14 protein-coding genes are annotated in these 16,239 nt (G+C 67.3%); 10 read left to right on the top strand and 4 right to left on the bottom strand.

Annotated elements, in window-relative coordinates; translation table 11 throughout:
- Positions 1-19 precede the first annotated feature (19 nt).
- Complete coding sequence (gene trpS, locus ACLJQ7_RS41110) at positions 20-985, bottom strand: tryptophan--tRNA ligase (RefSeq protein ID WP_410653598.1); 966 nt, start codon at positions 983-985, stop codon at positions 20-22.
- A 346-nt stretch (positions 986-1,331) separates the two neighbouring features.
- Between trpS and ACLJQ7_RS41105 the strand changes: the two genes are divergently transcribed.
- Complete coding sequence (locus ACLJQ7_RS41105; protein ID WP_410653597.1) at positions 1,332-1,631, top strand: YciI family protein; 300 nt, start codon at positions 1,332-1,334, stop codon at positions 1,629-1,631.
- Positions 1,632-1,638: 7 nt separating this feature from the next.
- Here ACLJQ7_RS41105 and ACLJQ7_RS41100 read toward each other — a convergent pair whose 3' ends face one another.
- Positions 1,639-1,797 carry a hypothetical protein gene (locus ACLJQ7_RS41100; RefSeq protein ID WP_007028942.1) on the bottom strand — a complete coding sequence of 53 codons (159 nt, stop codon included), beginning with the start codon at positions 1,795-1,797 and terminating at the stop codon, positions 1,639-1,641.
- A 196-nt stretch (positions 1,798-1,993) separates the two neighbouring features.
- Here ACLJQ7_RS41100 and typA point away from each other — a divergent pair, with 196 nt between their 5' ends.
- From typA to ACLJQ7_RS41075, 5 genes are all read left to right on the top strand, one after another.
- The gene (typA, locus tag ACLJQ7_RS41095) at positions 1,994-3,916 is read left to right on the top strand and encodes a translational GTPase TypA (RefSeq protein WP_410653596.1); all 1,923 of its coding nucleotides are present in this window, start codon (positions 1,994-1,996) and stop codon (positions 3,914-3,916) included.
- Between the two features lie 602 nt (positions 3,917-4,518).
- Positions 4,519-6,228, top strand: coding sequence for an ABC transporter family substrate-binding protein (locus ACLJQ7_RS41090; protein ID WP_410653638.1), 1,710 nt, complete (start codon positions 4,519-4,521; stop codon positions 6,226-6,228).
- A gap of 287 nt (positions 6,229-6,515) precedes the next feature.
- Positions 6,516-8,321 (top strand): ABC transporter family substrate-binding protein, encoded by a 1,806-nt coding sequence (locus ACLJQ7_RS41085; RefSeq protein WP_410653595.1) that lies wholly within the window; start codon positions 6,516-6,518, stop codon positions 8,319-8,321.
- A gap of 180 nt (positions 8,322-8,501) precedes the next feature.
- Positions 8,502-9,518, top strand: a complete 1,017-nt coding sequence (locus ACLJQ7_RS41080) for an ABC transporter permease (protein ID WP_410653637.1) — start codon at positions 8,502-8,504, stop codon at positions 9,516-9,518.
- The gene (locus ACLJQ7_RS41075) at positions 9,511-10,443 is read left to right on the top strand and encodes an ABC transporter permease (RefSeq protein WP_410653594.1); all 933 of its coding nucleotides are present in this window, start codon (positions 9,511-9,513) and stop codon (positions 10,441-10,443) included. Before ACLJQ7_RS41080 ends, ACLJQ7_RS41075 begins: the two co-directional genes overlap by 8 nt.
- A gap of 351 nt (positions 10,444-10,794) precedes the next feature.
- Here ACLJQ7_RS41075 and ACLJQ7_RS41070 read toward each other — a convergent pair whose 3' ends face one another.
- Positions 10,795-12,576, bottom strand: coding sequence for an ABC transporter ATP-binding protein (locus ACLJQ7_RS41070; RefSeq protein ID WP_410653593.1), 1,782 nt, complete (start codon positions 12,574-12,576; stop codon positions 10,795-10,797).
- A gap of 196 nt (positions 12,577-12,772) precedes the next feature.
- Between ACLJQ7_RS41070 and mshB the strand changes: the two genes are divergently transcribed.
- From mshB to ACLJQ7_RS41055, 3 genes are read left to right on the top strand one after another with little or no spacing between them, the layout of a single operon-like run.
- Entirely contained in the window at positions 12,773-13,615 is an 843-nt protein-coding gene (gene mshB / locus ACLJQ7_RS41065) for an N-acetyl-1-D-myo-inositol-2-amino-2-deoxy-alpha-D-glucopyranoside deacetylase (protein WP_410653592.1), read from the top strand.
- Positions 13,612-14,019 carry a hypothetical protein gene (locus tag ACLJQ7_RS41060; protein ID WP_410653591.1) on the top strand — a complete coding sequence of 136 codons (408 nt, stop codon included), beginning with the start codon at positions 13,612-13,614 and terminating at the stop codon, positions 14,017-14,019. The genes mshB and ACLJQ7_RS41060 overlap by 4 nt, the downstream gene beginning before the upstream one ends.
- On the top strand, positions 14,012-14,803 hold the full coding sequence (locus tag ACLJQ7_RS41055) for a hypothetical protein (RefSeq protein ID WP_410653590.1): 792 nt from the start codon (positions 14,012-14,014) through the stop codon (positions 14,801-14,803). The genes ACLJQ7_RS41060 and ACLJQ7_RS41055 overlap by 8 nt, the downstream gene beginning before the upstream one ends.
- Position 14,804: 1 nt before the next feature.
- Here the strand turns inward: ACLJQ7_RS41055 and ACLJQ7_RS41050 are convergent, their stop codons facing one another.
- Positions 14,805-15,566, bottom strand: a complete 762-nt coding sequence (locus ACLJQ7_RS41050; protein ID WP_410653636.1) for a site-2 protease family protein — start codon at positions 15,564-15,566, stop codon at positions 14,805-14,807.
- Positions 15,567-15,737: 171 nt separating this feature from the next.
- On the opposite strand from ACLJQ7_RS41050, the gene ACLJQ7_RS41045 reads away from it, so the two are divergent.
- Positions 15,738-16,121, top strand: a complete 384-nt coding sequence (locus ACLJQ7_RS41045) for a WhiB family transcriptional regulator (protein ID WP_007028952.1) — start codon at positions 15,738-15,740, stop codon at positions 16,119-16,121.
- Positions 16,122-16,239 lie beyond the last annotated feature (118 nt).

Below are 16,239 nucleotides of genomic sequence, written 5' to 3'. Positions count from 1 at the left end.
AGGAGGCCATCACGGACCTTCAGCCGGCGCCGATGAGCCGCAACGCGGACTGCAACCGGTGCTCACCCCGTTCCGCCGCCCGGACGGCACCCGCCTTGCGCACCCGCTCCAGCTCGCCGGGGTCGGCCAGCAGCGCCAGCGCGCGGCCCCGGACCGGCCGCAGTTCCTCGATCAGCGCCTCGGCGACGGCCTCTTTCACCTGGCCGTAGGAGTCGAACCGGTCGGCGAGGACTTCGGGCTTCTCCTTGGTGCACGCCGCGAGGACGTCCAGCAGGTTCGCCATCCCAGGCCGGGTTTCCGGCGCGTAGGCCGGTTTCGACCCGCCGTCGGTCTTCGCGCGTTTGACCTTCCGCCGGACCTGGTCGGGCTCGTCGAGGACGAAGACCACCCCGGCCTCTTCCTTCGTCGACTTCGACATCTTCCGCGTCGGCTCGGCGAGGTCCATGACCCGCGCGCCGGCGGGCGGCAGCACCGCCTTCGGCATGGTGAACACGTCGCCGTAGGTGGAGTTGAACCGCTTCGCCAGCGTTCGCGCCAGCTCGACGTGCTGCCGCTGGTCCTCGCCGACCGGGACCTCGTCCGCGCCCTGCAGCAGGATGTCCGCCGCCATCAGCACCGGATAGGTCAGCAGGGACAGCCGAACCCCGGCCCGCCCCTTCGACTTCTCCTTGAACTGGATCATCCTGGCGGCCTCGCCGTAGTTGCAGGTGCATTCCAGGACCCAGTTGAGGGCGCCCAGCTCGCGGGCGATGTCGGATTGCACGAACACGCGGTCCGGTTCGATCCCGGCCGCGATCAGCACGGCCAGTTGTTCCGACGCCATCGAACGCAGCTTCGCCGGATTGTGCGAGTTCGTCATGGCGTGCAGGTCGGAGACGAAGTACAGGTCGTCCGGCCCGCCCTCGTCGGCCCAGCGCCGGATGGCCCCCAGGTGGTTCCCGACGTGGACGTGGCCGGACGGGGTGATCCCGGACAACCTGATCATCTGCCTTCTTCCTTCCGGATTCGGGCCGCCCCAGGGTCCGGGCACGAAAAAGGCCGCCCGGTGGGGCGGCCTGGTGGTGCGCTCGTCTGGTTCAGCGCAGGACTTCGGGGCCGCCGGAGGGCGGCCACCACTGAGCGTACTGCGCGCGCATGCGTCCATCCTACCGAGCCGTCCGCGTTCAGTCTTCGGGGACGCGGTGGTTCGACGTCGAACCACCGCATCCCCGAGGACTGAACGCGGGGTGAAACAAGGGCGAGTCACTCATTGCGGGCACGTAGCGTCAACACTTCATATCAGCCGCGGCAGTACACCCGTCATATTGGCGATGCGGGTCTACCTTCGACTCATGTTCGTCGTCCTGCTGACCTACACCGCGCCCATCGAAGAAATCGACTACGTTCTACCCGATCATGCCGACTGGCTGAGCAAACAGTACGAGCACGGTAATTTCCTCGCCTCCGGCAGGCGCAACCCGCGGATCGGCGGCGTGCTCATCACCAGGCCCATGGCCAGGGGAAAGCTGGACGCGATCCTCGCGACCGACCCCTTCTCGATCAAGCACATGGCCGCCTACGAGGTGATCGAGTTCTCGCCGACCAGGACCGCGCCGGAACTGCGGGCGATCAACGAGGCGGTGGTGCATTGACGGTCTTCTAAGCGGCTTTCGCGATCTTCGTCTTCGCCTTTTTCAGGGCGAGGACGGGGCATTTGCCGCACCTCGACTTCGACCGGCAGCATTTCTTCTTGACCTTGCCGGACTTCATCCATTTGCGCACGAGCTTGTGCGGGTCGTCAGGTAGTTTCTTGCCCACTCGCGCTCCTCGTGTCCGACTGCGTCGGCGACCTCTGGACGTTAGGCCAGCCTAACCCATCTGGGGGCGTGGGGCCGCTCACATCCGGGCTACCGGTATCCTGGTGTGGTCCGCGTATGGCCAAAGTCGGCCGGGCGTGTCTCGAACGCGCGAGCGCGGGCACCACACCCGAACTTGAAACCTTTGGAGCCTTCGCGTGCCCGCAGCCAGCGCCACCGCAGTCGATGCCGGCCGCTCGTCCGGCAAGACCCGGCCCGACCTGCGCAACGTCGCCATCGTCGCACACGTCGACCACGGCAAGACGACCCTCGTCGACGCGATGCTCCGGCAGTCCGGCGCGTTCGAGGAACGCGCCGAACTCGTCGATCGCGTGATGGACTCCGGGGAGCTCGAGCGGGAAAAGGGCATCACCATTCTCGCGAAGAACACCTCCATCCGCCGCAAGACCGACGGGGGCATGGTGACGATCAACGTCATCGACACCCCCGGTCACGCCGACTTCGGCGGCGAGGTCGAACGCGGCCTGTCCATGGTCGACGGGGTGGTGCTGCTGGTCGACGCCAGCGAGGGCCCGCTCCCGCAGACCCGGTTCGTGCTGCGCAAGACCCTCGAAGCCGGCCTGCCGGTGATCCTGGTCGTCAACAAGACCGACCGGCCCGACGCCCGGATCTCCGAGGTCGTCGAAGAGACCCACGACCTCCTGCTCGACCTGGCCGGTGACATCGAGGACGCCGACCTCGACGCGATCCTCGACCTGCCGGTCGTCTTCGCCTCCGCGCGTGCGGGCAAGGCCAGCCTCGAGCAGCCCGCCGACGGCGCGGTGCCCGAGAGCGAAAGCCTCGACCCGCTGTTCGAGACCCTGATGCGCCACGTGCCGCCGCCCTTCGCCGACCGCGAAGGCCCGCTGCGCGCGCTGGTCACCAACCTCGACGCGTCCAACTTCCTCGGCCGGATCGCGCTGATCCGCATCCACTCCGGCAGCCTGCGCAAGGGCCAGACGGTCGCGTGGATGCGCGAGGACGGCACCATCCAGAACGTCCGCATCTCCGAACTGCTGGTCACCGAGGCGCTCACCCGCGTCCCGGCGACCGAGGCGAGCGCGGGCGAGCTGGTCGCCATCGCCGGTATCCCGGAGATCACCATCGGCGACACCCTCGCCGACGTCGAGAACCCGGAGGCGCTGCCCCGGATCGCCGTCGACGAGCCCGCCATCTCGATGACCATCGGCGTCAACACCTCGCCGCTGGCCGGCCGCAGCGGCGGCGACAAGGTCACCGCCCGTCTGGTCAAGGCCCGTCTGGACCAGGAGCTCATCGGTAACGTCAGCATCAAGGTGCTGCCGACCGAGCGCCCCGACACCTGGGAGGTCCAGGGCCGTGGCGAGCTGGCGCTGGCCATCCTCGTCGAGCAGATGCGCCGCGAAGGCTTCGAGCTGACCGTCGGCAAGCCGCAGGTCGTCACCAGGATGATCGACGGCAAGCTGCACGAGCCGTTCGAGCGGCTGTCGATCGACTCCCCGGAGGAGCACCTCGGCGGCATCACGCAGCTGCTGGCCGCCCGCAAGGGCCGCATGGAGCACATGGGCGGGCACGGCACCGGCCGCATCAAGCTCGACTACGTCCTCCCGGCACGCGGCCTGATCGGCTTCCGCACCGACTTCCTCACCGAGACCCGCGGCACCGGTATCGCGAACCACGTGTTCGAGGGGTACTTCCCCTGGGCGGGCGAGATCCGCACCCGCCACTCCGGTTCGCTGGTCGCCGACCGGTCCGGCCCGATCACCGCGTACGCGATGATCCAGCTGGCCGACCGCGGCACCTTCTTCGTGGAACCGGGCGCCGAGGTGTACGAGGGCATGGTCGTCGGCGAGAACCCGCGCGCCGAAGACCTCGACATCAACATCACCAAGGAGAAGAAGCTGACCAACATGCGTCAGTCCTCCGCCGACGTGATGGAGACGCTGGCCCGCCCGCGCAAGATGGGCCTGGAGGAGGCGCTGGAGTTCTGCTCCGTCGACGAGTGCGTCGAGGTCGCCCCCGACGTCGTCCGGATCCGCAAGGTCACGCTGGACGTCAACCAGCGCGCCAAGGAGCGCAACCGCAACAAGAACCGCGGCTGACCCCCGATCGTCCCGCGCCGGAGGGCGCCTGCTCACTCACCGTGAGTAGGCGCCCTCCGGCGTTTCCGGCTTCCCTGCGGTCACGCACCGTATTCGGACGGGCGTTCTTCGTTAAAGAAAGGTCCTTTCCCGACAATTTCGAGCGGAAAGCCGATTTCCTTTTCGGACGGTGTTCACAACACCGGAACACCCCGGACGGAACGACGACGAAGCGGCCCCGCGCGCCGCGTCGAGAACGCGGATCCGGGCGGGCGCGAAACAAAAGACCCTGAATGCGTCCGGATAGGACTCGCGGTCGCGATCGTTTCGGTCATCAATCGTGCGGTGGCGAACATTCCGGCGGCCGTTCCGGAATGTTCCGGGTTGGCGGAACCGATTGCCGGGACGCGCGCTCCGGCGGCTCCGAAAAGCCTCGGCCCGGCAGGAACCCCGGGGGCCTGCCGGACGTCCACCGGAGGAGGACGGCATCCGGTCGGGCGACGGCCGGGCCGATATGGGAATCTCGCTGCCGAGGCCATGGCGCGCGTGATAGCTCTATGGCGACGAGGCGAGGGACGAACCAGGAGGATCCAGGCGTGCGGTCACCGACCACAGCGGCGTCCATGCTGGCGTGCGCGGCCGTGCTCCTCGCCGCCTGCAGCAACACCCCGCCCCCGCCCGTGGTCAGCTCCTCGGCCTCCCCGGTGAGCACGTCGACCACGAAGACGCCTTCGCAGGTGGTCGTGGGTGTCGACGACGTCCTCGGCGGCTACAACCCGCACAACCTCGCCGACGCTTCCCAGGTCACGTCGGCGCTTTCGCAGCTGCTGCTCCCATCGGTGTTCCGCCCGAAGGACGACGGCAGCTTCGAGCTGGACAAGAACCTGATGAAGTCCGCCGAGGTCGTCTCACAGCAGCCGTTCACGGTCGCGTACACGATCCGCCCGGACGCCTCCTGGTCCGACAGCGCGCCGATCGCCGCCGAGGACTTCGCCTATCTCCGCGAGGCGATGCGCGACCAGCCGGGCGTCATCGGCGCCGCCGGCTACCGGCTGATCTCGGACATCCAGTCGCGTGAAGGCGGCAAGCGGGTCGAGGTCACCTTCGCCAAGCCGTATCCGGGCTGGCAGACGCTCTTCGGCAACCTCCTGCCCGCGCATCTGCTCAAGGACGCCCCGAACGGGTGGCGGGGCGCGTTGGCGACGACGTTCCCGGCGGTCGGCGGCCCGTACTCGATCAAGGGCCTCGACACGGCGCGCGGAGAGATCACCCTGGAGCGCAACGAGCGCTATTGGGAGAAACCCTCCGCCCTCGACCGGATCGTGCTCCGTGCGGCCGATCAGGACGGCACACTGGCCGCCCTGCGCAGCGGCAACGACCAGTTCGCGATGACCAGGACCGACGGCACCGGCCTCAAACGGCTCGGCGAGCTCGGCTCGGCCGTGCAGCTGCACACCGTCGCGCGTCCCACGGTCGCGCAGATCCTCCTGCGGCCGGTGAGCTCGACGCTGTCGGATCCCAAGGTGCGCGAAGGCGTCACCGCGCTGATCGACCGCGGCAAGCTGATCACCGAGGCGACCGACGGCGGGCCGTCCGACAAGCTCCGCGCCGACGCGCAGGTCCGCGTCCCGTCGGCGGCCGGTTTCCAGCCGACGATCCCGGCACCGGGACCGCCGTCGGCGGCGGATCCCGTCAAGGGCGAGGACCTGCTCAAATCCGCCGGATACACCAAGGAAGCGGGCACCTGGCGGAAGAACGGGAAGAACCTTTCGCTGGTCGTGGCCTCGCCGGCCAAACAGGAGCCGTACGCGACGATCGCCAAGGAGCTGACGGCGCAACTGGTGGCCGCGGGGATCGAGGTCAACGCGATCGCCCCGCAGCCGAGGGAGCTCTTCTCGACGATGCTGGCCATGCCGGTGCTCGACGGGATCCAGCAGACGACACCGGAGGGCGCGGGCAACGTCGGCATCGACATCGCCGTGATCGGCCAGGTCACCGGCGGTGCGGACGTCGCTTCGGCGCTGGCGTCCACCTTCGGCTGCCGTCCCGATCAGCTCCCCGACAAGACCAAGGCCGTCGTCCCGGGGAACCCGCTGGGCTTCTGCGATCCGGCCCTGCAGGCCTCGATCGACGCCGCGCTGACCGGCGCCACCCCGGTGGCCGACACGCTTTCGGCCCTGGAGCCGGAATTGTGGCGTCGGAATGTCGCCATTCCGTTGTTCCAGCTGGCCGATACCCTCGCCATCGGCTCTGGTATTTCCGGAGTAACCGCAGGTCCTCCTATGGTGGGCCCTTTCGGGTCCGCGGTGAACTGGACACGGGGTCCGAAGTAGCCGTTTCGAGTCCGAGTCGGACCCTGGAGGGTGACCTTTCCCGGCACGTTCGAGTGGTGGACTGATTCCTCAAGGTAACCACTGTATTTCTTGATGTCAGCCGCAAGTTACCCTTTGGTCACGATCGCCCCGGAACTGGTGACTGTTCGTGCATTTCCTTTCTAGCGTGCACCCGCAGTGCGCCAAATGAGTGTTGCTTGGCGTGTCATAAGCTCCGGGCCATCTCACCGGAGCGGTGTGGGGTCCTGTTCCGATCTCAGGAGCCCAGTGCTAGGAGGGCACACTTCATGAGGAAGTCCAAGGCAGTCTCCGCCTGGTCGCTGGTCGCGGCCTCCGCGCTTGTGCTGAGCGCATGCAGCGGTGGCGACAGCGGCAATACCGACCCGAACGGGTCGTCGACCGACATCAAGAGCATGGCGACCGGCAAGGCGCAGAACGGCGAAAACTTCAAGCTCGCGGACACCCCGGGGTACGAAGGCACCGTCACGGTGGGTATCGACGACGGGTACTCGGGCTACAACAACGACACGCCTGACACCAACACGTCGTACAACACCTACATCCTGACCGCCGTGCTCGCGGGCGCCGACGTGCTCGACGGCAACAACAAGGTGCTGCTGAACAACGACGTGTTCGACTCCTGGGAGGTCACCTCCAAGTCGCCGCAGACCGTCGTCTACAAGATCAAGCCGAACGTCAAGTGGTCGGACAACGAGGCGTTCGACTGCGACGACATGTACCTGTCGTGGCTGGCGCACTCCGGCAAGGCGAAGACCTCCGACGGCAAGCAGGCCTTCCTCGCCGCTTCGACGACCGGCTACCAGCTGATCGACCAGGCGACCTGCAAGGACGACCTGACCTTCGAGACCAGGTACACCGAGCCGTACCTGGACTACAAGGGTCTGTTCAACTCGACCGCGATCATGCCCGCGCACATCGTCGAGAAGAACTCGGGCGTCGCCGACATCACCAAGCTGACCCCGACCAGCGACGCGGCCCAGCTGGCGAAGGCCGGTGACTTCTGGACCAACGGGTTCAAGGGCTTCAAGGCCGAGCACATGCCGGCTTCGGGTCCGTACAAGATCACCGCGTTCGACGCCAACCAGAAGGCCGTCACGCTCGAGAAGAACCCGAACTGGATCGGTGGCAAGGGTGGCCCCTCCAAGATCGTCGTGAAGGCGATGGAGGACACCAAGGCCATGGCGACCGCGCTGCAGAACGGTGAGATCGACGTCGCCGCTTCGACCCAGCCGGACGCCACCGCGGCGAACACCATGAAGGGCCTCGCCGCCCAGGGCATCACCTACGGTTCGGCCTCGCAGCTGACCTTCGAGCACATCGACCTCAACTACAAGCGCATGTTCAAGGACAAGGACCTGCGCAAGGCGTTCTTCGAGGTCGTCAACCGCCAGGAGATCACCGACAAGCTGCTGAAGGAGGTCCAGGCCGACGCGACCCCGCTGAACAGCATCGTGTTCATGCCGGGCGAGCAGGGCTTCAAGGACCTGTACAGCAGCAAGGCCGGTCTGGGCGCCGAGGCCGCGGCCAAGACGCTGACCGACGCCGGCTGGGTCAAGGGTGGCGACGGCATCTTCGCCAAGAACGGCCAGCGCGCGTCGTTCAAGATCTCGCACAACCAGAACACCCGCCGTCAGCAGACCGTCGAGATCATCATCTCGCAGGCCAAGGCCGCCGGTCTCGAGATCACGGACGACCAGGACGCGAACTTCCTGAAGGGTGGCCGTCTCGCGGCCAGCGACTACGACGCCGCGCTCTTCGGCTGGTCCGCCGCTCCGTTCAAGGCCGAGCAGAAGTCGATCTACATCACCCGGGTCGACGACAGCAGCCAGAACTACCAGGGCCTGTCCAACAAGACGATCGACGAGTCCTTCGAGGCGGCCGTGAAGGCCACCGACGAGGCCGTCCAGCTGGAGAGCTACCAGAAGGCCGACCAGGCGATCGCGGACGAGTACGCGACGCTGCCGCTGTTCCAGACCCCGTCCATGTGGGCGTTCAAGGGCATCGACCGCACTTACATGCAGTCGTACAACGGTGTCCTGTGGAACGTCGGTGAGTGGGAGCAGAAGAAGTAGGGCCTCCGCCCCGCTTTTTCACCACTCGCTTACGCGATCCTGGTGGTAAGGGGTCCGGCCATAAGCCGGGCCCCTTACCCGCCGGAAGTAGCTGTTGACCGTAGGGTTACCGCCACTACGGTGGACAACCGGGCAGCGGTCCAGCACTTCGGCGGCCAGGCCCGGATGAGGAGCAGTTCGTTGAACCTGGTGATCTACATTCTTCGCCGTCTGGCGATATCGATTCCCGTCCTGCTGGTCGGGACCTTCCTGTGTTTCGTCATGGTCGCCGGCACCGGTGACCCGCTCGCCGAGATGAAGAGCAACCCGGCCATGAGCAAGGAAGCCATCGCGCAGATGGCCTCTCAGCTCGGCCTCGACCAGAGCATCGTGCCCCGGTACTTCACTTGGCTCGGCAACTTCGTCACCGGCGACTGGGGCGTCTCCATCGCACAGGGCAACGCGCAGGCCCCGGTGTTCCCGAAGGTCATGGACGCGTTCGAGGTCACCTTGAAGCTCGTCGTCGGCGCCGAGATCCTCGCGCTCGTCCTCGGCGTGCTCGTCGGTGTGGTCGCGGCGGTCAAGCAGTACTCGATCATCGACTACGTCGCCACCACGCTGGCCTTCCTGCTGTTCTCGATGCCGATCTTCTGTGTCGCCATCGTGCTCAAGCGGTACGCGATCGAGTTCAACGGCTGGGTCCGCGACCTGGGACTGTCCGATGTGCTCGGTAACCCGTGGATCCGCACCACGAGTCCGGAATCGCTGAATTTCGACGGTCCAGGCGGTTTCCTGGCCAGTTATGTCGGCGCGTATCTGCTGCCGACGTTGTCCATCATGGCCATCAGCTTCGCCGCGTACAGCCGGTTCCAGCGCGCTTCGATGCTGGAGACGCTGAACGCGGACTACGTGCGGACCGCGCGCGCCAAGGGACTCCCCAACGGCCGGGTCATCTTCCGCCACGCCTTCCGGAACGCGCTCATCCCGGTGACCACGCTGTTCTCCGTCAACTTCGGTGCCGTGCTCTCGGGCGCGATCATCACCGAGACGGTGTTCAACTGGAATGGCATGGGCAAGCTGCTCGTCGAAGCCGTGACCAAGAGCGACACGCAGGTGATGATGGGGTGGCTGGTGCTCATCGCCAGCAGCATCATCGTCGCCAACCTGATCGCCGACCTGATGTACGGCATCCTGGACCCGAGGATTCGCGTTGGCTGACTTGAACTCCCTTATCGCGGCGGAAGGCTCCAAGCCCGCCGACGGCGCGCTCCCGGCGGAGCCGCTGCCCGAGCCGCAGAGTCAGGGCAAGCTGGTCCTGCGCAAGTTCCTGCGGCACAAGCTGGCGATGATCTGCACGGCGATCCTGCTGGTGCTCGTGCTGACCGTGCTGATCATGCCGATCTTCTGGCCGTACAGCTACGAGGACAGTTCCTTCCCGTCCTTCGCCAAGCCCAGTGCGGACTACCCGCTCGGCACGACGCAGGTCGGCAAGGAGATGGTGTCGCAGATCCTGCGCGGCACCCAGTACTCGCTGCTGATCGCGCTCATCGTGTCGCTCGTCGCCACCACCATCGGAACCGTTTTCGGTGCCATGGCGGGGTACCTCCGCGGCTTCACCGACTCGGCGATCTCGCGCGTGACGGACCTGTTCCTGATCGTCCCGCAGATCGCGGCCGCGGCCATCCTGGCCAAGGTGTTCGGCGGCGGTACCTGGTACATCGTCGCGATGGTGCTGGCGGCCTTCGGCTGGATGCCGATCGCCCGTATCGCCAGGGCCGAGTCGATGTCGCTGTCCCAGCGCGAGTTCGTGGACGCCGCCCGCGCGTCCGGCGCCGGGACGTTCCACATCGTGTTCAAGCACCTGGTGCCGAACATGGTCGGCCTCATCACGGTCAACGCGACCCTCGCGATCGCGCAGGCCGTGCTGATCGAGGCGGCACTGTCGTTCATCGGGCTCGGGGTGCAACTGCCGGACACTTCGCTCGGCCGGGTCATCCTCGAGAACTACGCGCAGCTGCAAGCGCGGCCGGCGCTGTTCTTCGGCCCGTTCGTCGTGCTGGTGCTGATCTCGCTGACGATCAACTTCATCGGTGACGGTCTGCGGGACGCTTTCGACCCGCGGCAGCGCCGCCAGAAGGCGTAAGGCCCTCTCCAGCGCGTGAAGGCCCCCTTCCCTCGGCTCAGCCGAGGGAAGGGGGCCTTCACGCGCTTCAGGGATTCCTCTGCGGGGCTTTCATCGCACGGCGACGCGCTCCGGGCTGTCAGGGTGCTTGCCGCGCCGGTACTTCCGTGTGACTGGACGGACGACACGCGTGATCAGGCGGACGACACGCGTGACTGGACGGACGACACGCGCGTCGCGGACGGGGCCCCGTGTGTCGTCCGTCCAGTCACGCGAGATACGGCTCCAGTCACGCGAGTGCCGTCCAGATACACGAAGGCCCTCTTCACCGCGTCCAGCGCGGCGAAGGGGGCCTTCGTGTGCTTCTGAGGGTCAGTCGGCCACCGGGGCCAGCTTGCCCGCGTTCCAGGCCGCACGCCGCTCGGCCTGCAGCACCGGGTCCGCGACCGGAGCGGCCGACAGCAGACGACGGGTGTAGTCCTCGCGCGGCGAGTGCAGCACCTGGTCACGCGTGCCGACCTCGACCAGCTTGCCGTACTGCATCACCGCGACGCGGTCGGCCAGCAGGTCGACGACGGCGAGGTCGTGGCTGATGAACAGGCAGGCGAACTGCAGCGAGCGCTGCAGGTCCAGGAACAGGTCCAGCACCCGCGCCTGCACCGACACGTCCAGCGCCGAGGTCGGCTCGTCCGCGATCAGCAGCGCCGGGTCGAGCGACAGCGCCCGCGCGATGGCGACGCGCTGGCGCTGGCCGCCGGACAGCTCGTGCGGGTACCGGTTGCGGTAGTGGCCGCCGAGCTCGACCTTGTCCAGAAGGGACGCCACGCGCTGGTTCAGGGCCTTGCCCTGCAGGAACTTGTGCAGCACCATCGGCTCGGCGATCGATTCGCCGATGGTCATCTTCGGGTCCAGTGTGGACGCCGGGTCCTGGAACACGATCGAGAAGTAGCGGCGCAGCGGGCGCAGCTCCTTGTTCGACATGTTCGTGATGTCCTTGCCCGCGATCGACACGGTGCCCGCGGTCGGGCTCAGCAGGCGGATCGCGCAGCGGCCGACGGTCGACTTGCCGGAACCGGACTCGCCGACCAGGCCGACGATCTCGCCCTTGGCGATGCTCAGCGAGACGTCGTCCACCGCGCGGTTCTTCGCCTGGCCGCGACGGCCGGGGTACTCCAGCACGAGGTTCTTGATCTCGAGCGCGGGCGCGTTCTCCTCGATCACCGCGGCGAGCTCGGAGTCCTCGAGCCGGATCTCCTCGGCGATCTTCGAGGCCTCGTCGCTGTCGGCGTCGATGCCGGAGTCGTCGAGCAGGCGGCGGCCTTCCGGCCGCTGGCCCAGCACGGGGACCGCGGCGAGCAGCTTGCGGGTGTACTCCTGCGACGGCGACGCGAACAGGTCGCGCACCGGCGCCTCTTCGACGATGTTGCCCTGGTACATCACGACCACGCGGTCGGCGAGGTCGGCGACCACGCCCATGTCGTGCGTGATCAGCACGATCGCGGTGTTGAGCGTGTCGCGCAGCTTGCGCAGCAGGCCGAGGATCTCCGCCTGCACGGTGACGTCGAGCGCCGTGGTCGGCTCGTCGGCGATGATGACCTTCGGGTCGCACGAGATCGCCATCGCGATGACGACGCGCTGCCGCAGACCGCCGGAGAGCTGGTGCGGGTACTGCTTGAAGCGCAGCGGCGGGTTCGGGATGCCGACCATCTCCAGCAGCTCGATGGCGCGCTTGTCGGCGGCTTCCTTCGAGATGTCCTGGTGCGAGCGGAGCGCCTCCCGCAGCTGCCAGCCGACGGTGTAGACCGGGTTCAGCGCGGTCATCGGCTCCTGGAAGATCATCGCGACCTGGTTGCCGCGGATCTTCTGGAGGTCCTTCTCCTTCAGATCGGCCAGGTTGCGGTCGCCGAGGCGGAGCTCGCCCGCGATCCGGCTCGTCTTCGGGAGCAGCCCGAGCACCGACATCGAGGTCACCGACTTGCCGGAACCGGACTCGCCGACCACCGCGACGATCTCACCCGGTTTGACGTCGAAACCGATGCCCTTGACGGCGTTGACCACGCCTTCGTCGGTCGGGAACGAGACGCTCAGGTCGGAGATGGACAGAACCGAACCCGAGACGCCGCCGAGGTCCGACGATGCTGCTTCAGTGCTCACCAAGATGCCCTTCGTGGGGGTACATATGGTCACGGCGCATCGGCCATGCCCTGCTAATGCGTCCTCGGCGGTAAAGCATGCCTCGGACGTGCGCGAGGATAACCGAGAGTCGCCCGACTAAGGTCGGTGCTCTCCGGCCTCCGTTCCCGACACCCTATAAAGGAAAGCGCGCCGTGTTCGAATTAGTCTTCAAGCCGTGATCTCCGATCTGCCCAAATTGCTCCTCGTGCACGCCCATCCGGACGACGAGAGCATCACCACCGGTGGCACCATCGCGCGTTACGCCGCCGAAGGCGCCGAAGTGACCGTCGTCACGTGCACGCTCGGTGAGGAAGGCGAGATCATCCCGCCGTCTCTCGACGGTCTCGGTTCGTGGGCTTCGGACCAGCTCGGCGGCTACCGCGCGGGCGAGCTGGCGTCGGCCTGCGCGGCGCTGGGGATCACGCGGCATCGGTATCTCGGCGGGATCGGCCGCTGGCGTGACTCGGGCATGGCCGGGACGCCGTCCGCGGCCCATCCGCGCGCGTTCTCCGGCGGCGACCTCGGCGAGCAGGCGGCCCAGCTCGCCGAGATCCTCGATGAGGTCCGGCCCGAGGTCGTCGTCACGTATGACGCCTTCGGGGGGTACGGCCACCCCGACCACATCCGCGCGCACGAGGTCACGATGGCCGCGGCGCCGATGGCCGCGTCGGTCGAGCGGGTCTTCCACACGGTTTCTTCCCGCGACGCCGTCGCGGCGGGCCTCGCCGCGCTGCGCGGGCGCTCCTCGTTCCGGGTCCCCGAAGACGGCGAGCTGCCGGTGACGCCGGACGAGGCCATCACGACCGTCGTCGACGTCGGCGCGCACATCCCGGCGAAGGCGGCCGCGCTGCGGGCGCACGAAACCCAGGTCAGCGTGCCCGCTCCGCCGCATCTCGCGGATCACTTCGCGCTGAGCAACGACATCGCGCAGCCGATCACCCCGCACGAGTACTTCGTGCTCGCCCACGGACCGGCCGAAGGCGCCGCGGCCGATCTGTTCGGGGGACTCACGAGGTGAACACGCCGCTCACCTCGCGGCAGCGTCTGCTGCTGGCCTTGCTGACCTTCGACGCGTTCCTGCTCGGCCTGCTCGAACTGTTCTTCCTGCCGCTCCGGCTCGACGGGATCGTGCTGCCGAAGCTCGGTGACGCGCCCATGCCGGTGACCGTGGTGCTCGCGGTGATCACCACCCCGCTGCTGGTGCGGACGACCGCGAAAGTGGTGCGGCCCTCCTTTTCGGTGATTCCGCTGCTCGTCTGGGTACTAGTCGTACTCGTGATGGGCGTGACCGGACCCGGTGGTGATCTGGTGCTGATACAGGACTGGCGGGCCTTGCTGCTGATCGGCGGCGGGGCGCTGCCGGGAGCACTGGCGCTGGGCGGCGGTCTCGGCAGGGCGGCGAAGGGAGTCAGCGATGGGTGAAGCGATTTCGGACCGTCAGGTCGTGGCGGTGCTGCGACCGTTCGTCCGGGCCTGCGGGCCGATGGTCGACGCGATGCGTGACGCGGATCCGTTCGGCCTGCAGTCCAGGGGGCGTCGCCACGAGGACTTGGACGGCGTCGAGCCCGGGCTGAAGGACAAGCTGCTCAACGGGATCACCTCGGTCAAGGTGCCCGGCACGGCGGCGTGGGCCGAGATGTCGAACTATCAGCGGACCGACTGGTGGGTGAACCGGGTCGGCCGGTTCACCGCGCTGATCACCGCGATCCCCGGTCTCGGCGGCGCGCTGGCCGACCGGCTGCCCGTGCAGGACGCGCTCGGCTCGGCGGCGCAGGGGATGTTGCTGTGCGCGATCGCGGGGGAGTACGGCGTGACCGACGTCGGCGCCCGTGTCCGGCTGATCGCGTGGGTCCTTTTCGAACGCGACATCGATCCGGTGATCGCGGCGGGCAAACACGCCGAACACGACAAGGCCGCCGAAGACGACGAAGCGGCGAAGCTCACCGAAGAACTCGACGACGCGAAGAAGAAGCACGGCAAGGTCACCCTGAAGGCGGCCGCCGGCACGCTGTGGCGCCTCGGCCGGGGTCTGCTCGGCATCGTCGACGAACTGGAAAAGCGGCCTCGTGGCCGTCTTTTCCACCGTGCGCTCGGGAAGCTGCCGGTCATCGGCATGGCGGGGGACTACCTCGGCGAGCGGTCCGGCCTCAAACGCGTCTGGAAGCGGGCGCACGAATGGTTCACCCGGCATCCCGACGGCTCCTGACCTATCGCCAGAACATGAACGCGTCCTGTCCGTATTGCGCGGCGCGCGTGAAGCCTCCGACGGAGTCGAAGACCGCGTAGGACACTTCCCAGAACAAGGCGCTGGCTCCAGGGATGGCGATCAGCACGGCGAACAGCGCCAGCGGCGCCCACGGCCGGGCCTTCGCGCCGAACTCGCGCGCGCCGGGCGAAAGGTACGGCTCGATCGCGCCCCAGCCGTCGAGGCCGGGGATCGGCAGGATGTTCAGGATGAATGTGACGATCTGAAGCAGCGCCAGGAACGAAAGGCCGATCACGAGGCCGCTCGCCATCGGCACGAGCGCGACGACGAGGGTCAGCAGGACACCGACGCCGAGGTTGCTCAACGGCCCGGCGAGCGAAACCCACGACTGGACGCCGCGTGACCGCAGGCGGCCGTGTTCGATCCAGACCGCGCCACCCGGCAGCGGGATGCCGCCGATGACGAGGAATACCAGCGGCAGGACGATGGACAGGATCGGATCCGTGTATTTCCGGACGTCCATGGACAGGTAGCCCTTGTGGGCGACGCTGTGGTCACCGCCGCGGAACGCGACGACGGCGTGGCCGAATTCGTGGAGCGTCAGTGACGCCACCCAGCCGCCGATGACGAGCAGGATCACGCCGATGGTGATGAGCGGGTCGTACTTCTGGCTGAAAATCGTGGTCGTGTCACCGAAAGCCGCCAGTACACCGCCCAGAACGGTGACCGCGAGGATGCCGAGGAAGATCGGGCTTGGCCGCACTGCTGATCTCTGCACCCCTCCAGTCTTCCGTATGCCCGATGTGAAGTTCTCGGCGTGTCCCCTTGCGCTTCTACGCGCGGGTATCCCCCGAACTCGCTACTCCGCTTGACCTGACCGCACTACACGGGTGTAATCACAGTGATGTCATTCGTCGCTGGAAGGGGGCGGCGGATGGTGTTTCAACACCGCCAGCCTGGGGAGTGCGTGGACAGCGAGGAGGCGGACGTGCGGTTGGAAGCAGATGGAAGGGAATGGGGGCAAGTCGTGGGTTGGGGTGAGGTCCCGGAGCAGCAACTGGGCGATCTCACCGAGCTTTTCGACGATGCCTCCGCGGAAGAGCAGGACTGGCAGGAACGGGCCCTCTGCGCGCAGACGGACCCGGAGGCGTTCTTCCCCGAGAAGGGCGGCTCCACCCGTGAAGCCAAGCGGATCTGCCTCGGTTGCGAGGTCAAGGACGAGTGCCTCGAGTACGCCCTCGCGCATGACGAGCGGTTCGGTATTTGGGGCGGGCTCTCCGAACGTGAGCGTAGGAAACTGAAAAAGCGAGCTGTGTGACGGCGATCTCCGGCGGCCTGTGCGTGCCGGAGATCGCTAACGCCCGCTTCCACCCAGTGGGGCCACCAACGGGTGACAGGGTCGCGTCGTAGGGTGGCGGCACTCGACTTCGCCGCCA

The sequence above is a fragment of the Amycolatopsis sp. cmx-4-54 genome (assembly GCF_046548895.1).
In the GTDB taxonomy this organism is placed as follows: domain Bacteria; phylum Actinomycetota; class Actinomycetes; order Mycobacteriales; family Pseudonocardiaceae; genus Amycolatopsis.
The sequence above is the reverse complement of the archived record's forward strand: the minus strand, read 5'-3'. Positions and strand labels throughout refer to the sequence as shown.